Annotated in this window: 17 protein-coding genes; 6 read left to right on the top strand and 11 right to left on the bottom strand. The window is 40.3% G+C overall.

The window, feature by feature from the left end:
• Positions 1-85: 85 nt before the first annotated feature.
• Positions 86-1,171 (bottom strand): alpha/beta hydrolase-fold protein, encoded by a 1,086-nt coding sequence (locus tag AC1RM2_RS23505; RefSeq protein ID WP_492987570.1) that lies wholly within the window; start codon positions 1,169-1,171, stop codon positions 86-88.
• 111 nt (positions 1,172-1,282) lie between these two features.
• Here AC1RM2_RS23505 and AC1RM2_RS23500 point away from each other — a divergent pair, with 111 nt between their 5' ends.
• Positions 1,283-1,894 carry a YdeI/OmpD-associated family protein gene (locus AC1RM2_RS23500; RefSeq protein WP_492987569.1) on the top strand — a complete coding sequence of 204 codons (612 nt, stop codon included), beginning with the start codon at positions 1,283-1,285 and terminating at the stop codon, positions 1,892-1,894.
• 87 nt (positions 1,895-1,981) lie between these two features.
• Here AC1RM2_RS23500 and mtgA read toward each other — a convergent pair whose 3' ends face one another.
• From mtgA to rpsF, 4 genes are all read right to left on the bottom strand, one after another.
• Positions 1,982-2,746 carry a monofunctional biosynthetic peptidoglycan transglycosylase gene (mtgA, locus tag AC1RM2_RS23495; protein WP_492987568.1) on the bottom strand — a complete coding sequence of 255 codons (765 nt, stop codon included), beginning with the start codon at positions 2,744-2,746 and terminating at the stop codon, positions 1,982-1,984.
• Between the two features lie 115 nt (positions 2,747-2,861).
• Positions 2,862-3,305, bottom strand: a complete 444-nt coding sequence (rplI, locus tag AC1RM2_RS23490; RefSeq protein ID WP_090652334.1) for a 50S ribosomal protein L9 — start codon at positions 3,303-3,305, stop codon at positions 2,862-2,864.
• 15 nt (positions 3,306-3,320) lie between these two features.
• Entirely contained in the window at positions 3,321-3,584 is a 264-nt protein-coding gene (gene rpsR, locus AC1RM2_RS23485; protein WP_022833472.1) for a 30S ribosomal protein S18, read from the bottom strand.
• Positions 3,584-3,949, bottom strand: a complete 366-nt coding sequence (gene rpsF / locus AC1RM2_RS23480; protein WP_492987567.1) for a 30S ribosomal protein S6 — start codon at positions 3,947-3,949, stop codon at positions 3,584-3,586. Before rpsF ends, rpsR begins: the two co-directional genes overlap by 1 nt.
• A 379-nt stretch (positions 3,950-4,328) precedes the next feature.
• On the opposite strand from rpsF, the gene AC1RM2_RS23475 reads away from it, so the two are divergent.
• The 3 genes from AC1RM2_RS23475 to AC1RM2_RS23465 all read left to right on the top strand — a co-directional run bounded on the left by AC1RM2_RS23475 (position 4,329) and on the right by AC1RM2_RS23465 (position 7,921).
• Positions 4,329-5,786 (top strand): capsule assembly Wzi family protein, encoded by a 1,458-nt coding sequence (locus AC1RM2_RS23475; protein WP_492987566.1) that lies wholly within the window; start codon positions 4,329-4,331, stop codon positions 5,784-5,786.
• Positions 5,787-5,829: 43 nt separating this feature from the next.
• Complete coding sequence (locus AC1RM2_RS23470) at positions 5,830-6,048, top strand: hypothetical protein (RefSeq protein ID WP_492987565.1); 219 nt, start codon at positions 5,830-5,832, stop codon at positions 6,046-6,048.
• Positions 6,049-6,121: 73 nt separating this feature from the next.
• Entirely contained in the window at positions 6,122-7,921 is a 1,800-nt protein-coding gene (locus tag AC1RM2_RS23465) for a DNA polymerase III subunit gamma/tau (RefSeq protein WP_492987564.1), read from the top strand.
• 76 nt (positions 7,922-7,997) lie between these two features.
• Here AC1RM2_RS23465 and AC1RM2_RS23460 read toward each other — a convergent pair whose 3' ends face one another.
• Together AC1RM2_RS23460 and AC1RM2_RS23455 are read right to left on the bottom strand one after the other, a co-directional pair.
• Positions 7,998-8,435 carry a hypothetical protein gene (locus AC1RM2_RS23460; protein WP_492987563.1) on the bottom strand — a complete coding sequence of 146 codons (438 nt, stop codon included), beginning with the start codon at positions 8,433-8,435 and terminating at the stop codon, positions 7,998-8,000.
• A gap of 112 nt (positions 8,436-8,547) precedes the next feature.
• Entirely contained in the window at positions 8,548-9,249 is a 702-nt protein-coding gene (locus tag AC1RM2_RS23455; protein ID WP_492987562.1) for a hypothetical protein, read from the bottom strand.
• 209 nt (positions 9,250-9,458) lie between these two features.
• Here AC1RM2_RS23455 and AC1RM2_RS23450 point away from each other — a divergent pair, with 209 nt between their 5' ends.
• Together AC1RM2_RS23450 and AC1RM2_RS23445 are read left to right on the top strand one after the other, a co-directional pair.
• Positions 9,459-10,688, top strand: coding sequence for an NADP-dependent isocitrate dehydrogenase (locus AC1RM2_RS23450; protein ID WP_147056229.1), 1,230 nt, complete (start codon positions 9,459-9,461; stop codon positions 10,686-10,688).
• Between the two features lie 158 nt (positions 10,689-10,846).
• The gene (locus tag AC1RM2_RS23445) at positions 10,847-11,827 is read left to right on the top strand and encodes a type I phosphomannose isomerase catalytic subunit (RefSeq protein ID WP_492987561.1); all 981 of its coding nucleotides are present in this window, start codon (positions 10,847-10,849) and stop codon (positions 11,825-11,827) included.
• Between the two features lie 58 nt (positions 11,828-11,885).
• Here AC1RM2_RS23445 and AC1RM2_RS23440 read toward each other — a convergent pair whose 3' ends face one another.
• The 4 genes from AC1RM2_RS23440 to AC1RM2_RS23425 form a co-directional block, all read right to left on the bottom strand.
• Positions 11,886-12,332, bottom strand: coding sequence for a response regulator (locus AC1RM2_RS23440; RefSeq protein WP_492987560.1), 447 nt, complete (start codon positions 12,330-12,332; stop codon positions 11,886-11,888).
• 25 nt (positions 12,333-12,357) lie between these two features.
• The gene (locus tag AC1RM2_RS23435) at positions 12,358-13,839 is read right to left on the bottom strand and encodes a PAS domain-containing sensor histidine kinase (protein WP_492987559.1); all 1,482 of its coding nucleotides are present in this window, start codon (positions 13,837-13,839) and stop codon (positions 12,358-12,360) included.
• Between the two features lie 419 nt (positions 13,840-14,258).
• The gene (locus AC1RM2_RS23430; RefSeq protein ID WP_492987558.1) at positions 14,259-14,924 is read right to left on the bottom strand and encodes a DNA alkylation repair protein; all 666 of its coding nucleotides are present in this window, start codon (positions 14,922-14,924) and stop codon (positions 14,259-14,261) included.
• A 4-nt stretch (positions 14,925-14,928) separates the two neighbouring features.
• Positions 14,929-15,396 (bottom strand): YciI family protein, encoded by a 468-nt coding sequence (locus tag AC1RM2_RS23425; protein ID WP_492987557.1) that lies wholly within the window; start codon positions 15,394-15,396, stop codon positions 14,929-14,931.
• Positions 15,397-15,502: the final 106 nt, after the last annotated feature.

Below are 15,502 nucleotides of genomic sequence, written 5' to 3'. Positions count from 1 at the left end.
TTGTCATAAAATAAAAAGCGCAACAAAACCGAAACAGTTGTTGGTTCGATTTTCTGTTTCCAATTTTAAACTAAAGCTCACGCCATCAATTAACCCTATCCAACCGCACCGGCTTTTCACCAGGGAAATTAAATACTAAATACTTTTTGCCGTCTTCTGTTTTAAAGTTGATGTCGGCTTTTTCATCCTCATACATAAAAAATGAATCTTTGGCATAAGGTGCAAATTCCTGGGGCAACTGGTCGTTTTGTTTAAAGTAAAGTTTGCCGCCCGACAGGTACACTTTAAACGTATCTTTTGCGTCGCCGGCTACCTTGTAATTGCCGCTGTACGGTTCAAGCTCTTTTGCAGTTAGCATGATTGCTTTATGTTTTTGGCAATACGCAAAGGCTATGGCATTTTGCATTACCTGTGCCAGGGCAGCACCATGATTTGCGCCAGGGGTAATTGCAAAATCAATATCCAGGTTTTTACAGTTTTGCTTTTTCATGTAAGCGGTAAACTGTTCAATGTTCTTTGCATTTTCATGCTCATATGATCCCACGCCTAAAAATACCCGGCAATTAAGGTCGGTATGGCTTGCAAAGTATTTTTGTGCCGATGGCATTAGCTCCCTGCCGGTATTACCGGGTGCACCTATAAATACCATATTAAACAAGCCGGGATGGTTAAACAATACCATGGTAGTAAACATCCCCCCGAAAGAATAGCCATATAAAGCCTTATTATCATTAACCCTGTATTTGCTTTGTATAAAAGGTATTACTTCCTGCTCAATAAATGATATAAATTTCGGCCCGCCGGTTTCAGGGTTAAGGTCGCGGTTACGTTTGTTGGGGCGGCTACCATAGCCTATGCCTACAATCAGGGCTTCGGTAGTTTTATAGTCTTGCCTCAACATGTTAAAGCAGTTCATGGCAACGGTCATATTCCAGTCGCCATCGGTCATATACAGCACCGGGTATTTTGTTTTGGTGGTATCATATCCCGGCGGGAAATGCACATAAATGGTATAATCTTCGCCAATGGTTTTTGAGGCGTAATCCCACGAAACCATATCCTTATCAGTAAAGGGGCCGGGCGAGGTGGTTTTTACCTGGCAGTAACCGGTACCGATAGTAAAAGCCAGTATGATGATTCCGGTAAATAATTTGAATGCTCTTATAGTCATAGCCTTATATGATTTTGTGTGACGAAATTACCTGCTTTAGCTAAGATGCAAAATATCCCTTAAACGTTGCAAGCCGGTTGCGATTTAACAATTTGTTACTAAATTTATTTTATGGAACAATACGATAGCCGCGTTGATGCTTTTATTGAAAAAGCCGCCGATTTTGCCAAACCAATCCTGGAATACATCAGGGAAATTGTACATGAAACATCCCCGTCGTTGACGGAAACCGTAAAATGGGGCTTCCCGTTTTTTGATTACAAGGGCCCGGTATGCCAGATGGCGGCTTTTAAAGAGCACTGTTCATTCGGTTTTTGGAAGGCAACGTTATTGGTTGATCCCCATAACGCATTAAGCATCGGAGATGGTTCTGCCGGAAGCTTTGGCCGGATAACTAAGATAGAAGACCTGCCCTCAAAAGAAATATTGCAGGATTTTATCCTGCAGGCCATCGCCCTAAATGAAAGCGGTAAAAAAACACCCGAAGCAATAAAAAAGGCATCGGCTCCAAAAACCGAATTGGTTATCCCCGAATACTTCACGGAGTTTTTAAAAACTTACCCTAACGCGAGTTTTAACTTTGATAAATCCAGCTACTCACATAAAAAGGAATATGTAGAGTGGATTGTTGATGCCAAAAGCGAAGCTACCCGCCAAAAACGTATGGAAACGGCTGCTGAATGGATTGCCGAAGGCAAATCAAGACATTGGAAATATAAGTAAGCCCGTAGCCCCCTGAAGGGGGAACAACAGTTACATTTAACATGTCTTTTCACGAACTTTCGTTCCCCCTTCAGGGGGTTAGGGGGCTTAAAAATCCAGCGGCCCCAGCCTTTTCATATTTTTCATGATTAGATACTGCCGGTGTTTTAAATACCTTGTAGGATTTGTGGCCGACCACTTAAGCGGACTTGGGAATATCACTGCGATAGCCGCTGCCTCATGTCGGGTTAACTCCGAAGCATGTTTATGAAAATAGGCCTGTGATGCGGCTTCGATACCGTAAATACCATCGCCCATTTCAATCTCGTTCAGGTACATCTCCATGATGCGTTTCTTGCTCCAGAAAACTTCTATCAGCACGGTAAAATAAGCCTCGATTCCTTTACGTAGTAACGACCGGCCTTCCCACAGGAAAACGTTTTTTGCCACCTGCTGCGATATGGTGCTGCCGCCAATAAGTTTTTTGCTGTGCGCGTTTTTTTCAATTGCCTTTTCTATTGCATGGAAATCGAAACCATGGTGCTCTAAAAAGCTTTGGTCTTCGGCAGCTACAGCGGCGCGCTTCATGTTGTCAGATATCTCGTCGAAACTAACCCATTGCTTATCTATCTTCCAATCTACACCGCGGGCCTTTTGCTGAAAGCCGCGCTCAATCATCAGCCAGGTAAAGGGCGGGCGCACAAACCGAAACAGCAGCACGCCAAATAAACTAAGCCCGAAGAAGAGTATAAATCCCAGCTTAAAAATCCGGAAAACAAGCTTAAATATGCCGTTAAACCTGCTTTTTGATACTGAACTTTTTTTACCCGGCTTTGAGTTGGATAATTTTGATGAGTTGTAATTGCGCTGCACTATTGTAATAAGTTTCTATAAAATGAAAAAGGCGTTTTGCAATGCAAAACACCTTTTAAAATTCTAAAAATTAACTCAGAATCCGAAATTGAAACTCCAAATTCCGAAATATAAATTACTCAGCTACTACCGAGAAAGGAACTTGTACCTTAACTTCTTTGTGCAGGTTAATGTTTGCGATGTAATCACCAACAAACTTAGGCTCCTGATCAAAGGTGATACGGCGACGGTCAACATCAAAACCTTCTTTTTTCAATGCATCAGCAACCTGGATGGTATTGATAGCACCGAAGATTTTTCCGCTTTCACCGGCTTTAGCGCCAATGTTAAGTTTAACGCCTTCTAAACGGGCTGCAATTGCATCAGCATCCTTGCGGATTTTTTCTTGTTTAAACTGAGCTTGTTTCAGGTTTTCAGCTAAAACTTTGCGTGCGCTTGGTGTAGCTAATATGGCGAAGCCTTTAGGTAAAAGGTAGTTACGGCCATAACCTGGTTTAACGTTTACTACATCGTCTTTATCACCCAGGTTTTTTACATCTTGTTTTAAAATAACTTCCATTTCTTAAATCTCCTATTATTTTAATGAATCTGTAACGTAAGGTAATAAACCAATGTGGCGCGCACGCTTAACAGCCTGGGCCACTTTACGCTGGAATTTTAATGAAGTACCAGTTAAACGGCGTGGTAATACTTTACCCTGATCGTTAATGAATTTCAATAAAAAGTTAGCGTCTTTGTAATCGATATACTTAATACCATTCTTTTTAAAACGGCAGTATTTTTTACGGTTATCCTCCACTTTTGGAGCGGTAACGTATTTAATTTGTTCGTTTGCCATTATTTTGAAGCCTCCTCTGTTGCTTTAGGTTTCTTGTTAAAGGCACCACTGCGTTTTTTGTCGTTGTACGCAACAGCATGCTTATCTAAAGCAATGGTCAGGAAACGCAAAACACGCTCATCGCGCCTTAATTCAACCTCCAATTTGTTAATTAATTCACCCGGAGCCTTAAATTCAGTTAAGTGATAGTACCCTGTAGTCTTTTTTTGAATAGGGTACGCTAATTTTCTCAAACCCCAATTATCCTCCTGGACAATTTCGGCTCCGCCATCAGTTAAAATTTTGCTGTATTTGGCGTTAGCCTCGGCAGCAACTTCTACTGATAACAACGGGGTTAGAACGATCACGATTTCGTACTGTTGCATTATTATACTTTGATTTTTAATTAATTACCCGCTATTACGGGGCTGCAAATGTAGTGATAATATTTAAAAAAGCAATGCGTAAACAGCATTATTATCCCCTGTTTTTATTAAACAAAAAAACAGGAAAATGTATAAGCCTGCAACAGGCGTAAATAAATATTTCACCTAAGTTAAAACTTTCTTAAAACAATAATTTAGAAAAAATCTTGTTATGATATAGATTTCAATTTTTATCGATAGAATTGATTTTTTCGTTCTTTTAAGTAAAGAAACAACGTTAACGTTAGTTTTTTGTTAATGCATTCATTTATAGAATGTAAAAGTTGCAATTGAAAGTTGTGTTTTTATCCACCCCCTTAACATAATCAGACATCGTTATATGAAGAAAATATTTCTATTTGCAGCTTTAGTTTCCGTTTATTCGGTAGCCCGGTCCCAGGAAAAAGATGTTCACATTAGCTTAGAAGCCCAGGGTATTGAAACTACCAACGGCACGGTACCTTTTTGGTTAAGATCAAATCAATTCGGCAGTATCCCACTCCCCGGCACTTCAGGGAGCATGATTGGCAAAATCCGAAAAGATTACGATACCACCAAAACTTTTGGCTGGGGCGCTTCATTTGAAGGAAGGGGCAACGCAGGCAAAACCAGTCAGTTTATACTGATTGAAGGATTTGTTAAAGCTCATGCAGGTATTGTTGAGTTAAAAGCCGGGCGTTCAAAAGATATTGTCGGCCTGGTTGATTCTACTTTATCCTCAGGATCATTCCCGATATCTGGAAACGCGTTAGGCATCCCCAAAGTAAGTATAAGTATTCCTAATTATTACAGCCTCCCTATTTTTGGAAAGTTGTTTGCCATAAAGGGGGCATTGGCAAGCGGATATTTAGGCAATGTTAAAGCTAAGTATGTAAAAGAGCCGGCCGATTTTAAAGGCTATTACCTGCAAAACGATCTTTATATCAGAGTTGGCAAACCTTCCTGGCGATTCAAATTTCAGGCGGGCTACAACCACGAGGCCATATGGGGCGACGAAAAACGTGTATTTGGTAATTACTTTAACCTCTCGGAGCCAGAAACTTATTGGTATGTACTTTTGGGTAAAACATACAAAGGGCAATCAAAAGTTGGTAATCACTTAGGGTCGATAGATTTGGGCGCCGAATATAAATTTGACGCGCTTACAGTATTCTTATATCGCCAAAGTTTTTATGACATAGGGGCGCTAAGTTCACTTGCCAATATTGCAGATGGGTTAAATGGCATCAGGATAACTAATAACCAACCCCAAAACGGTAATTTTCATTGGAATAAATTTTTATTCGAGTTTTTGTATACTGCTAACCAGGCCGGTGTGTTAGGTTCAAAGCGCACGCATTCGGGCGCCGAGAATTATTATAATAATTATGAATACCTGGAAGGCTGGTCATATAAGGATTTAGGCCTGGGTACGCCGTTTGTAACAACTATCAATGATGCCAAACACAATTTGGGCTCGGCAGAAAAACAGTTTTTTATAAATAACCGCGTGCTTGCCTTGCACGCGGCAACGCAAGTATTCTTGTTTAACTGGCTATACACAGGTAAATTATCCTATTCGCAAAACCAGGGAACATTCGAGACGGGTACCGAGCAGTTTCTTAGTGTAGGCGGGGAGGTGAAAAATCCAAGTAATTATGGGGCATTTAAAAAAGTAAATGAGTATTCGGTTTACCTTGGCGCACTGAGGCCCTTAAAAAACGGATATAGCATTGGGTATGATATTGGCTACGACCATGGAAGCTTACTTTATAATTCATTTGGCATTATATTAAAGGCATCAAAATCATTCTTGTAAATTAAGAATGTTAGATTAGCATGTTTTATAAAACATAAGATTTATGGCGTTTTTGGGAAGCGAAATTTTAATTGGCGATCTGTTTTCATTTTCGCCACGGGATAACGATGGAATTGAAGGCGATTGGGACGACGAAGACGATGAAGATTTTGATGACCAACTTGATGCCGAAAGTGATCTGGATGAAATACGGGCAGAGGATAATATTGACAGACGTGACCCGGACGATGATGATCACCTGCCTGATGATGATTTGCAATAGTGTTGGTAATTTTATCTTAACAATAGCCCGTTTGCCTCTTTAACATAAGCCATTTTCTTGCTAACTTCGTGCTGTGGATAATTTCATTGTTTCGGCCCGTAAGTATCGCCCGGCTACTTTTGAAACCGTTGTTGGTCAGCAGCACATAACCAATACGCTCAAAAACGCTATTAAAAACAACCAGCTGGCACAGGCATTTTTGTTCTGTGGGCCGCGTGGTGTTGGTAAAACTACGTGCGCACGTATCCTGGCTAAAACCATCAATTGCACTAATTTACAGCCAAATGGAGAAGCTTGCGGCGAATGCCCAAGTTGCAAAGCCTTTGAAAATGGCAATTCCTTTAATGTACATGAGCTGGATGCGGCATCCAATAACTCGGTTGATGATATCCGGAGCCTTATTGAACAGGTACGCATACCGCCACAGGCTGCCCGCTATAAGGTTTATATTATTGATGAGGTGCACATGCTATCGCAGGCGGCTTTTAACGCTTTCCTGAAAACACTGGAAGAGCCGCCTCATTATGCCATATTTATATTGGCTACTACCGAGAAGCACAAAATACTGCCTACCATATTATCCCGCTGCCAGATTTTTGATTTTAACCGCATCAGGGTTGATGATATGGCCGGCCACCTGGCTTCTATTGCCGGCAAGGAAAATATCAGTTACGAACCCGATGGCCTGCACATTATAGCCCAAAAGGCCGATGGCGGATTACGGGACGCGCTATCAATGTTTGACCAGATAGTGAGTTTCTCGGGTGGTAAGGTTACCTATCGTTCGGTTATTGACAACCTGAACATACTTGATTACGATTACTATTTTAATATAACAGAAAGCCTGCTCAAAGAGGACACTGCCAAAGTGCTGTTGTTTTTTGACGAGATATTGTCGCGCGGTTTTGATGGAGCTCATTTTATTGCCGGTTTAAGCGAACATTTCCGTAACCTGCTGGTAAGTAAAGATCAAACCACTTTAAAGTTGCTGGAAGTAAGCGAGGGCATCAAAAATAAATACTTACAGCAATCGCAGGCAGGCTCGGTATCGTTCCTGCTATCGGCCATGAATATTGCTAACCAATGTGATATTAGCTATAAGCTAAGTAAAAACCAACGATTACAGGTTGAACTGGCATTGCTCAAGATGTGCCACCTGCCTTCGGCCTTTAATATGGCTACCACGCCACTTAACGCAACGCCCATCGCAGATGGGGGATTAAAAAAAAAACCTGATACCCCAGCAATAACATCTCCGCCGGCTGTTAATTTAGCCAATGAAGCGCCGATTTTAAGCGATGCGAAGGCTATCAACAAAACAGTTCCCACAACTAACGGGCAGCCCGCGCCGGTAAATCAGGTTGCACAGATAAAAGAAGCTGTTGCTGAAAAGCCTAAAATTATTATGCCGCTAAGGAGTACGCTAACTCCATCGTTAACAGATACCGCTAAAACAGAAGAGGAAATACTTGAAGAAGAAGACCCCTATATAAAAGGCGATTCCAGGGATGATTTTACCATGGATAGCTTTTTAAAATACTGGAGTGATTTTGCCGCTAAAGTTAAAGCCGATGGTAAAAAAAACCTGGTTACCATTTTTACCTCAAATGCGCCGCGGATGATAAGGCCATACGAGTTTGAAATTTTGGTGGGCAATAAAGTACAGGAAAATTTATTTAGAGAAGAGCGGCCAGAGATGCATAATTTTTTGAGAAGTAAGCTAAACAACTTTACTATCGAGGTAAATGCGCGCGTAGATGAACAGGAAGTTGTGCGCAAGCCCTATACCTCAATAGAAAAATTTCAGTACATGGCATCCCGCAACCCCGAGCTAATGGATTTGCGCAATCGCTTTAATCTTGATTTTGATTAATAAAGTTGTTTGGGTTTTAAGCAATGAGTTTTGAGTTGTTTTTTAAACTTACCACTCAAAACTCATTACTCAAAACTTAAATATTCTTAGGATACCCCTCTTCATCCAAATCGTCCCTATCATCTTCGGGTGTATGGGCAAGCGCGGCATCAGCGGCATCCACCTCAACAATGTCGCCGTCGTCAATATGCATGCCAAGGTCGTCAACATCTGTTTCGATAGATCTTTTACTGGCGTATTCACCATCTGCCGCATCATAAGGGTTGGCTTCATCGTACGTGGAGTTCATGTCCTCGCCATTTTTTACTGATGTTTTATACGGATCCGGATGGTCATAATCCGGATCGTCACTTTTTACATCGTATTCAAAGCTGTCCTCTTCTTCGTTATAACTCAGGTCTTCCTTGTCAATAGTTTCGCCAAGTTCATCTTTCAGTGTCAGGTCGCGGTCGCTGGCATTATCGGTTAATGCATCGTCATCTTCATCGCCGGGATTGATATTTTGAATGTTCATAGATTTTGTAATTTGTAATTAAAGGTACAGTAAAAACCTTGCCAAAAAAACAACATCGCGTATAATATCAGGTGCCGGCAGTAATGCAAAAATTAAGCGCTTACTTGCTGTATTAGTAATGAATTTGTTTACGGTATGAGGTAACCCCGCCAATGGCAAATTTTACACCAATGGTAAATTGCGCGTAAGCATCGTTGTTACCAGCGCTCGAGCTATAGCCGTCAAGATTGTCGCTAAATATAAAGTTATATTGGTACCCCAAATCAATTCTTACGCTGGGTTGGCTATATTGATTATAGAGTTTAAATTCGTATCCTATCCTTACAGGCAAAAAGGGCACCTGGGCATGATAGTCGCCGGGTATAACATATCCACGCTTATCATCACTTCTGTATACTATATTGTTCACTATATAGCCAATGCCCGCCGAGGCGTACCAGTTTTTCATCACATTCATGAACGGACTTGACGAGTAATCCAAAAACTCACCGGCCTGTAATTGCCCCCTGAATGAAAAAGCTGTAAAGTGGTTTTCAAATTTCCTGCCCGACGATGACTCCAGCGTTCCGCCTTCTAAACGGCCAACCTGTAACTCAAATACGTAATTCACAAAAGGGCTTTGGTTGTAATTAAAATTAAAGTGCACCGATGGCGTAACCGTGAACGTATTTACATCGGCCATAGCGGCAACGTTAACACCCACCGCCGTACCAACATCATATTGGGCATAATCATATCCAACCTGTGCTTTAGCTAAAAGGGAAATTGTACAAAGGGTTATTATCAGAACGGTTTTAGCGACGAATTTTATCATAATACAAGTAACAGGGCTTTGGTTTGACAGCCCGTTAGGGTAATAACGTTTAATTTTATAAAAATAGCATCAAAGTTTATAAAAACAATAAACTGTTTCAATAAATCGTCATTAAACAGCCATCAATTATTTTCATGTGTTATTTAGTTAGTTTGATAAACTCAAATTAATATATTTGAAGCCATTAAAATAAAGAAACAACGTCAGCTATGTCAAAAATTAAAGTAGAAAATCCGGTAGTTGAGCTGGATGGCGATGAAATGACCCGGATCATCTGGAAATTCATCAAAGACAAATTGATAATCCCTTATCTTGACCTGGATATCAAGTATTATGATTTGGGTATTGAGTACCGCGATGAAACCAACGATCAGGTAACTGTTGATGCCGCAAATGCTATTTTAAAATATGGTGTAGGTATTAAATGTGCAACCATCACTCCTGATGAAGCACGGGTTGAAGAATTTGGTTTAAAACAAATGTGGCGTTCGCCAAATGGCACTATCCGTAACATTTTGGATGGTACAGTTTTCCGTGAGCCGATTGTTATGGCAAACGTACCACGTTTGGTACCAAACTGGACAGCCCCTATTTGTATTGGCCGCCATGCTTTTGGCGATCAGTACCGTGCTACTGATTTTGTTACCAAAGGAAAAGGTAAATTAACAATCACCTTTACCCCTGAAGATGGTGGCGCCGAGCAATCATTTGAAGTGTTTAACTTTAAAGGTGATGGCGTGGCGTTGGCTATGTACAACACCGACGAATCTATCAAAGGATTTGCACACGCTTGTTTTAACCAGGCATTAATGAAAGGATGGCCTTTATACTTATCAACCAAAAACACCATCCTTAAAAAATACGACGGCCGTTTTAAAGATATCTTTGAAGAGATCTATCAAAACGATTACAAAACAAAATTTGCCGAAGCAGGTATTACTTACGAGCACCGTTTAATTGACGACATGGTTGCATCGGCCCTAAAATGGAACGGTAACTTTGTTTGGGCTTGTAAAAACTACGATGGCGACGTACAGTCAGATACCGTAGCACAAGGTTTTGGTTCATTAGGTTTAATGACATCAACGCTTGTTACACCCGATGGTACCGTAATGGAAGCCGAAGCTGCGCATGGTACAGTAACCCGCCATTACCGCGAGCACCAGGCTGGTAAGCCAACATCAACCAACCCTATTGCATCTATTTTTGCATGGACAAGAGGTTTGGAGTTCCGTGGTATATTAGATAAAAACCAGGAACTGATAGATTTCTGTAAAGCTTTGGAAGAAGTTTGTATTGAAACTGTTGAAAGTGGCAAAATGACCAAAGATTTGGCCATCACCATTAAACCAAAAGTTGAGCACGGTACAGATTATTTATACACCGAAGAGTTTTTGGCAGCAATTGACGAAAACCTGAAAGCTAAATTGGGTAAATAACCTTTTAGCAGTTGATATTTAAGCCCGTTCTTTAAAAGAGCGGGCTTTTTGTTTGTTATCAATTGACTGAAAAAGCTCAATATCTTACCTTGATTTAATTTTATTTCAGGCTTTTTATATTTAACTTTTAACTTAGCGCTTCAAAAAACAACACTACTATGTCGGCATTATATCCATTAAAATTTAAAACCATATTTAAAGATAAGATCTGGGGCGGTCAAAAGATTAACACGTATCTGCATAAAGACTTTGGCAGCTTGCCAAACTGCGGCGAAACCTGGGAACTTTCGGGCGTAAAATCTGATGTATCTGTGGTAAACGGCGGCGCGCTGGATGGCGAATCATTAGCCGATTTACTGGAGCAATATAAAGACGAGCTTGTTGGCGAAAAAGTGTATGCTCATTTTGGCAATATTTTCCCCTTATTGATCAAGTTTATTGATGCTAATGATGATCTTTCTGTTCAAGTGCACCCGGATGACGAGTTGGCCAAAAAACGCCATAACTCATTTGGCAAAACCGAAATGTGGTACGTAATTGAAGCCGATCCGGGTTCGACACTGATAGCTGGCTTTAACCAGGAGATGACCGAGCAAAAGTACGTTGACGCGCTGAACAGTGGCCATATCATGGATATCTTGAACAAAGAGGATGTTACCGCAGGCGATGTTTTCTTTTTACCGGCAGGCCGTGTGCATACAATTGGCAAAGGATTGTTAATTGCCGAAATTCAGCAAACATCTGATATCACCTACCGTATTTATGATTTTGACAGGGTTGATGATAAAGGCAACAAACGCGAACTGCATACCGAGGAAGCCCTGGCTGCAATAGACTACAAACACTACCCGGAGTATAAAACCATATATCAACCTCAAAAAGACGAAACGGTTCATTTGGTAACCTGCCCTTACTTTACTACCAACATACTTGATTTTGACAAAAGCACCGCGAAAGATTATTCGTCGCTTGACTCCTTTGTGGTACATGTTTGCGTTGAAGGCGCTTATAACGTAACCTATAACGGCGAAACCTACCCTGTAAAAATGGGTGAGTGCATCTTACTGCCAAAAAGCATCGATAAAATTGGACTGGAAACTACCGGTGGCTTCAAAATATTGGAAAGCTATATCGAATAACGATATATGGTGGTGTAAACCTAATCAATGAAAAAAAACGGAGATTTAAAAGCAGAACCTAAATAGTCCCGTTTTTAAATCTTCGGCTGTCAATTTCATGCCGTATACTATCAAATATGCTGTTAAGCTGGTATTCATTGATAGGCTTAAAAATATAATCCTCAACATCAGCAATATTTTTTGACCGATAAATATCGTTCAGGTTGATAGACGAACTGAGCATATAAATTGTGATTTTTTTGCCCAGCCGGGGTTTTATTTCCGCAAATTCGTGCAGAAATTCCCAGCCGTCCATATTGGGCATATTAATATCAAGGAATATCACATCGGGTAAATTTTGACTGTTCAACGGATTACTTAACCAGTTAATAGCCTGGTATCCGTCGCCAAAATTAATTACCCGGCTATTGATCCCCTTTAAACTAATCATTTTTTTGAACCCGAAAGTATAAATCTGGTCATCATCTATTAAGCACACCCTCACGGCATCCTGCTCTGCTGTCATTTGCTTTATATTAAATTGGTACTATTTATACCAGCCTAATAGTAAATTTTGTGCCAATATTTACGGTGCTATCTACTTTAATGGTGCCGCCCAGTGCCTCTATCTGGTTGCGGGTAATAAATAGCCCAATACCTTTTGCATCGGGGTTTTGATGAAAGGTTTTGTACATACCAAATATTTTATCGCCAAAACGCTCCATATCAATACCTATCCCATTATCTTCAAAAATCAGGTAAATGTGGCTGCGCTCTTTTAAGGTATAACATTTTACAACCGGCTTCCGGTCTGGCGAACTGTATTTTAGCGAATTGGTAAGCAGGTTTTGCAAAATACTCTCCATATAAGCCGGAATGTAATTTACCTGCGGACACCTGCTAAAATCATACTCTATGGTGGCATCAAGCGCTTCAATATTACTTTTTAGTGCCGATATGATATTTTTAAAGCGCGTTTCAAAGTCAATCTCTGTGCGTTCGTTGGTAATTTCTGTATGAATTTGAACTATTTCGTTTAAATGCTCAATTGTTGAACTCAGGCTATCACTAATGGATTTAATGTGCGATAAAATTTCGGCCCTGTCATCGGGCAGTTCTGTTTCGTCGTACAACTTTACCATAAATTGCAAATTGCCCGTGTGCGACCGAAGGTTATGTGATACAATGTAGGCGAAATTTTGAAGACGACGGTTTTGATCGGTCAGTAAATTTAACGACGATTCCAATGCCAGGTTCTTTCGCTTTTTATTGTCAATATCCTGTATAATACCCCTTATGGTAATACATTTTCCAAAATCATCAATAACGGGTATCCCCTTTGCCTTTACCCATTTTACATTGTTTTTTGCCGTTCTGAAAAGCAATTCCAACTCATAAGGCTGACAATATTCCATGGCATTATCAATGGCATTTTTAATTACCGGACGATATGGAGGTTCAAAAAAACTGATAGCTTCATCAAGCGAAAGCTTGACATGATTTTGCAGCTCATAAATATCATACACCTGTTTTGATAACGATAAAACCATGGTACGGGTATTTAGTTCCCAGCCGCCCAATTTGGCAATTTTAAGGGTCTCGTTATAAAACAGGTCATCATGCGCAGCCTGTATCTGGGCCTGCTTATATTTGTTGACATTAATTATTGCCCCGTAAATTATTTGCCCGGTTTCGTCATTGTATCTTTTTACAGTACTTTCAAACCAATGATAACCAGATGCTTTGGTAAGCAATCTAATATATAGGGGTGTGGCAGCGTTTGATGGTTGACCATTCAGGGCCGCCAGAAAAGCGGTTTTATCATCGTGATACAGTATGTGTTCGAAAAACACATGGTTGGAACATTCTATTTCGTCGGGCTCATATCCCAAAACGGTATAAAAGCCAACAGACCATTTAATATTTTTACTTGTAACGTTATATTCCCAAATACCGGCGTTTATATTATCGATGATTTGAGCAAGGTGCTGCTTGCTATCGTCAGAAAATTTGTGCCCTTCAGAAAAACTCATACCTTAAATAACCTCATTTACTTAGCTAATGCGCTATGCTCTTAGTAAAATATGTGCCACAATTACAAAATTAATTAAATTACAACCTATGGTTGTTTATGTTTAAACTAAACTTGTTATTTTTTTATTAATTATGGGATTCCAAATATAATGTTTGGAATGATATAAACCACTCTAATACTGACAATTACAAAAAAATAAATTACCTACTTGTAATTCAGGCATTTATTAAAAAATCCTAATAAATAATGTCAATTTTTATGAGTTAAAATCTGATTTTTAAAGCTTTATGCAAAAAATGGAACTTAAATAATACTTTTAAGTGTTGTGCATTTAAATAAGTTGCAAAAAATCTTTAAAATGACAAAAAAGTACTTTTTTCTAACGGATAAGTTGTTTTTTTAGACGATTTTACGACTTTAAAAGGATTTTTTATAGGATGCCAATTCGGTTAGTGCATTTGAGGCAATCCATTTAGCCGATTTGTAATTTTGCGTTAAAATACGGTTGGCAGTTGCAATGGCTTCCATTTTCAGCGTGCCGTTCCGTTTACCTATCTGTCGTAATGCCCAATTTACCGCCTTTTTTACAAAGTTGCGGTTATCCCAGGCCTCGCGTTCCATCAAGGCAAAAAAGGGTATAAAAATATCGTCGGCAGCCAACTTATTGTGTATCGCGTATTCGGCCATCAAAACAAAACCAGCACGTTTAACATATTCTTCGTCCCGTGCGCTAAATTCAATGGCCTTGGCTATGGCAAAGGGGGTACGGTCAAAAAGGTTACCACATACCTGGTCGCATATGTCCCAGGAGTAAAAGTCGCTTGTCCAGTTATCTATTTGCTGCTCGGTAACCATCGTAGGGTCGTCAACCAATGACGCCATAATTCGGGCTTCATGAATGCCTGTATCCCAAAGTTGCTGCGCCAGCAGGTGATCTTTTTTTATGCTTTTGGCCAGTTTACGCAAATTCGGGAGTTTAACGCCAAGCGCCCTGGAGTTATCAATACCAAAACGCTGCATGCCGGCCAAATAAGCGGGGCTGGCCTGTTGCCTAAGCAGGTCTATAACTTCGTTAACCTCCATCGCCTTAATCAGAAAAACTTGCGCTCTCGAGCGTATGATGAATTTTCACTACTTCCATTAAAGCAGCCGAGCAATAAAAGGGGTGCAACTCCATTATTAACGAACCCGCTTTTATGGCCGGGTCGGTTTCGGTAAGCTTCTTTGCTTCTTCGATGGTTTCTACATTGAAAATAAAAATGCCTTTAACAGGCTGGTCATCTAAAAAAGGCCCGGCAACAACCAACTTGCCATCATCGGCCAGTTTAGAAATGTTTTTTAAGTGAGCCATCTGCAATTGCACACGCGCTGCCGAATCTGTAAGGCGGGTTGGCCCTTCCTTTAAAAAGGCCATTACGTACTTTTTCATCCCATATTTATCGGCACCCAGTTTTTTGGCAAGCGCTGCATCGTAAATAGGTTTTGTTGCTTTTTGAGCAAAGCAGTTGAAACTTAATGCAGCAACTGCTGCTACTAAAAGGAAAAGCTTTTTCATGTAAAGAGTCATTGGTGTATCAAATATACAAGGATGAATGAAACCTTCCTGCCCACCATTAAATTTGAAAAATAAAATCTTCTTCCTGTAGCTTAAAACGGTTTAT

The sequence above is a fragment of the Mucilaginibacter sp. GW822-FHT03E02 genome (genome assembly GCF_058801545.1).
Note: the sequence above shows the minus strand (reverse complement) of the source record. Positions and strands in the feature narration are given on the sequence as shown.

Excerpts from the sequence above, each read along its gene's own strand:
- rpsF (WP_492987567.1), bottom strand. The coding sequence starts at position 3,949 with ATGCAACAGTACGAAATCGTGATCGTTCTAACCCCGTTGTTATCAGTA.
- AC1RM2_RS23435 (WP_492987559.1), bottom strand. The coding sequence starts at position 13,839 with ATGAGTTTTTCTGAAGGGCACAAATTTTCTGACGATAGCAAGCAGCAC.
- AC1RM2_RS23505 (WP_492987570.1), bottom strand. The coding sequence starts at position 1,171 with ATGACTATAAGAGCATTCAAATTATTTACCGGAATCATCATACTGGCT.
- AC1RM2_RS23425 (WP_492987557.1), bottom strand. The coding sequence starts at position 15,396 with ATGAAAAAGCTTTTCCTTTTAGTAGCAGCAGTTGCTGCATTAAGTTTC.
- rplI (WP_090652334.1), bottom strand. The coding sequence starts at position 3,305 with ATGGAAGTTATTTTAAAACAAGATGTAAAAAACCTGGGTGATAAAGAC.
- AC1RM2_RS23440 (WP_492987560.1), bottom strand. The coding sequence starts at position 12,332 with ATGACAGCAGAGCAGGATGCCGTGAGGGTGTGCTTAATAGATGATGAC.
- AC1RM2_RS23470 (WP_492987565.1), top strand. The coding sequence starts at position 5,830 with ATGGCGTTTTTGGGAAGCGAAATTTTAATTGGCGATCTGTTTTCATTT.
- AC1RM2_RS23445 (WP_492987561.1), top strand. The coding sequence starts at position 10,847 with ATGTCGGCATTATATCCATTAAAATTTAAAACCATATTTAAAGATAAG.
- rpsR (WP_022833472.1), bottom strand. The coding sequence starts at position 3,584 with ATGGCAAACGAACAAATTAAATACGTTACCGCTCCAAAAGTGGAGGAT.
- AC1RM2_RS23430 (WP_492987558.1), bottom strand. The coding sequence starts at position 14,924 with ATGGAGGTTAACGAAGTTATAGACCTGCTTAGGCAACAGGCCAGCCCC.
- AC1RM2_RS23455 (WP_492987562.1), bottom strand. The coding sequence starts at position 9,249 with ATGATAAAATTCGTCGCTAAAACCGTTCTGATAATAACCCTTTGTACA.
- AC1RM2_RS23450 (WP_147056229.1), top strand. The coding sequence starts at position 9,459 with ATGTCAAAAATTAAAGTAGAAAATCCGGTAGTTGAGCTGGATGGCGAT.
- AC1RM2_RS23460 (WP_492987563.1), bottom strand. The coding sequence starts at position 8,435 with ATGAACATTCAAAATATCAATCCCGGCGATGAAGATGACGATGCATTA.
- AC1RM2_RS23500 (WP_492987569.1), top strand. The coding sequence starts at position 1,283 with ATGGAACAATACGATAGCCGCGTTGATGCTTTTATTGAAAAAGCCGCC.
- AC1RM2_RS23475 (WP_492987566.1), top strand. The coding sequence starts at position 4,329 with ATGAAGAAAATATTTCTATTTGCAGCTTTAGTTTCCGTTTATTCGGTA.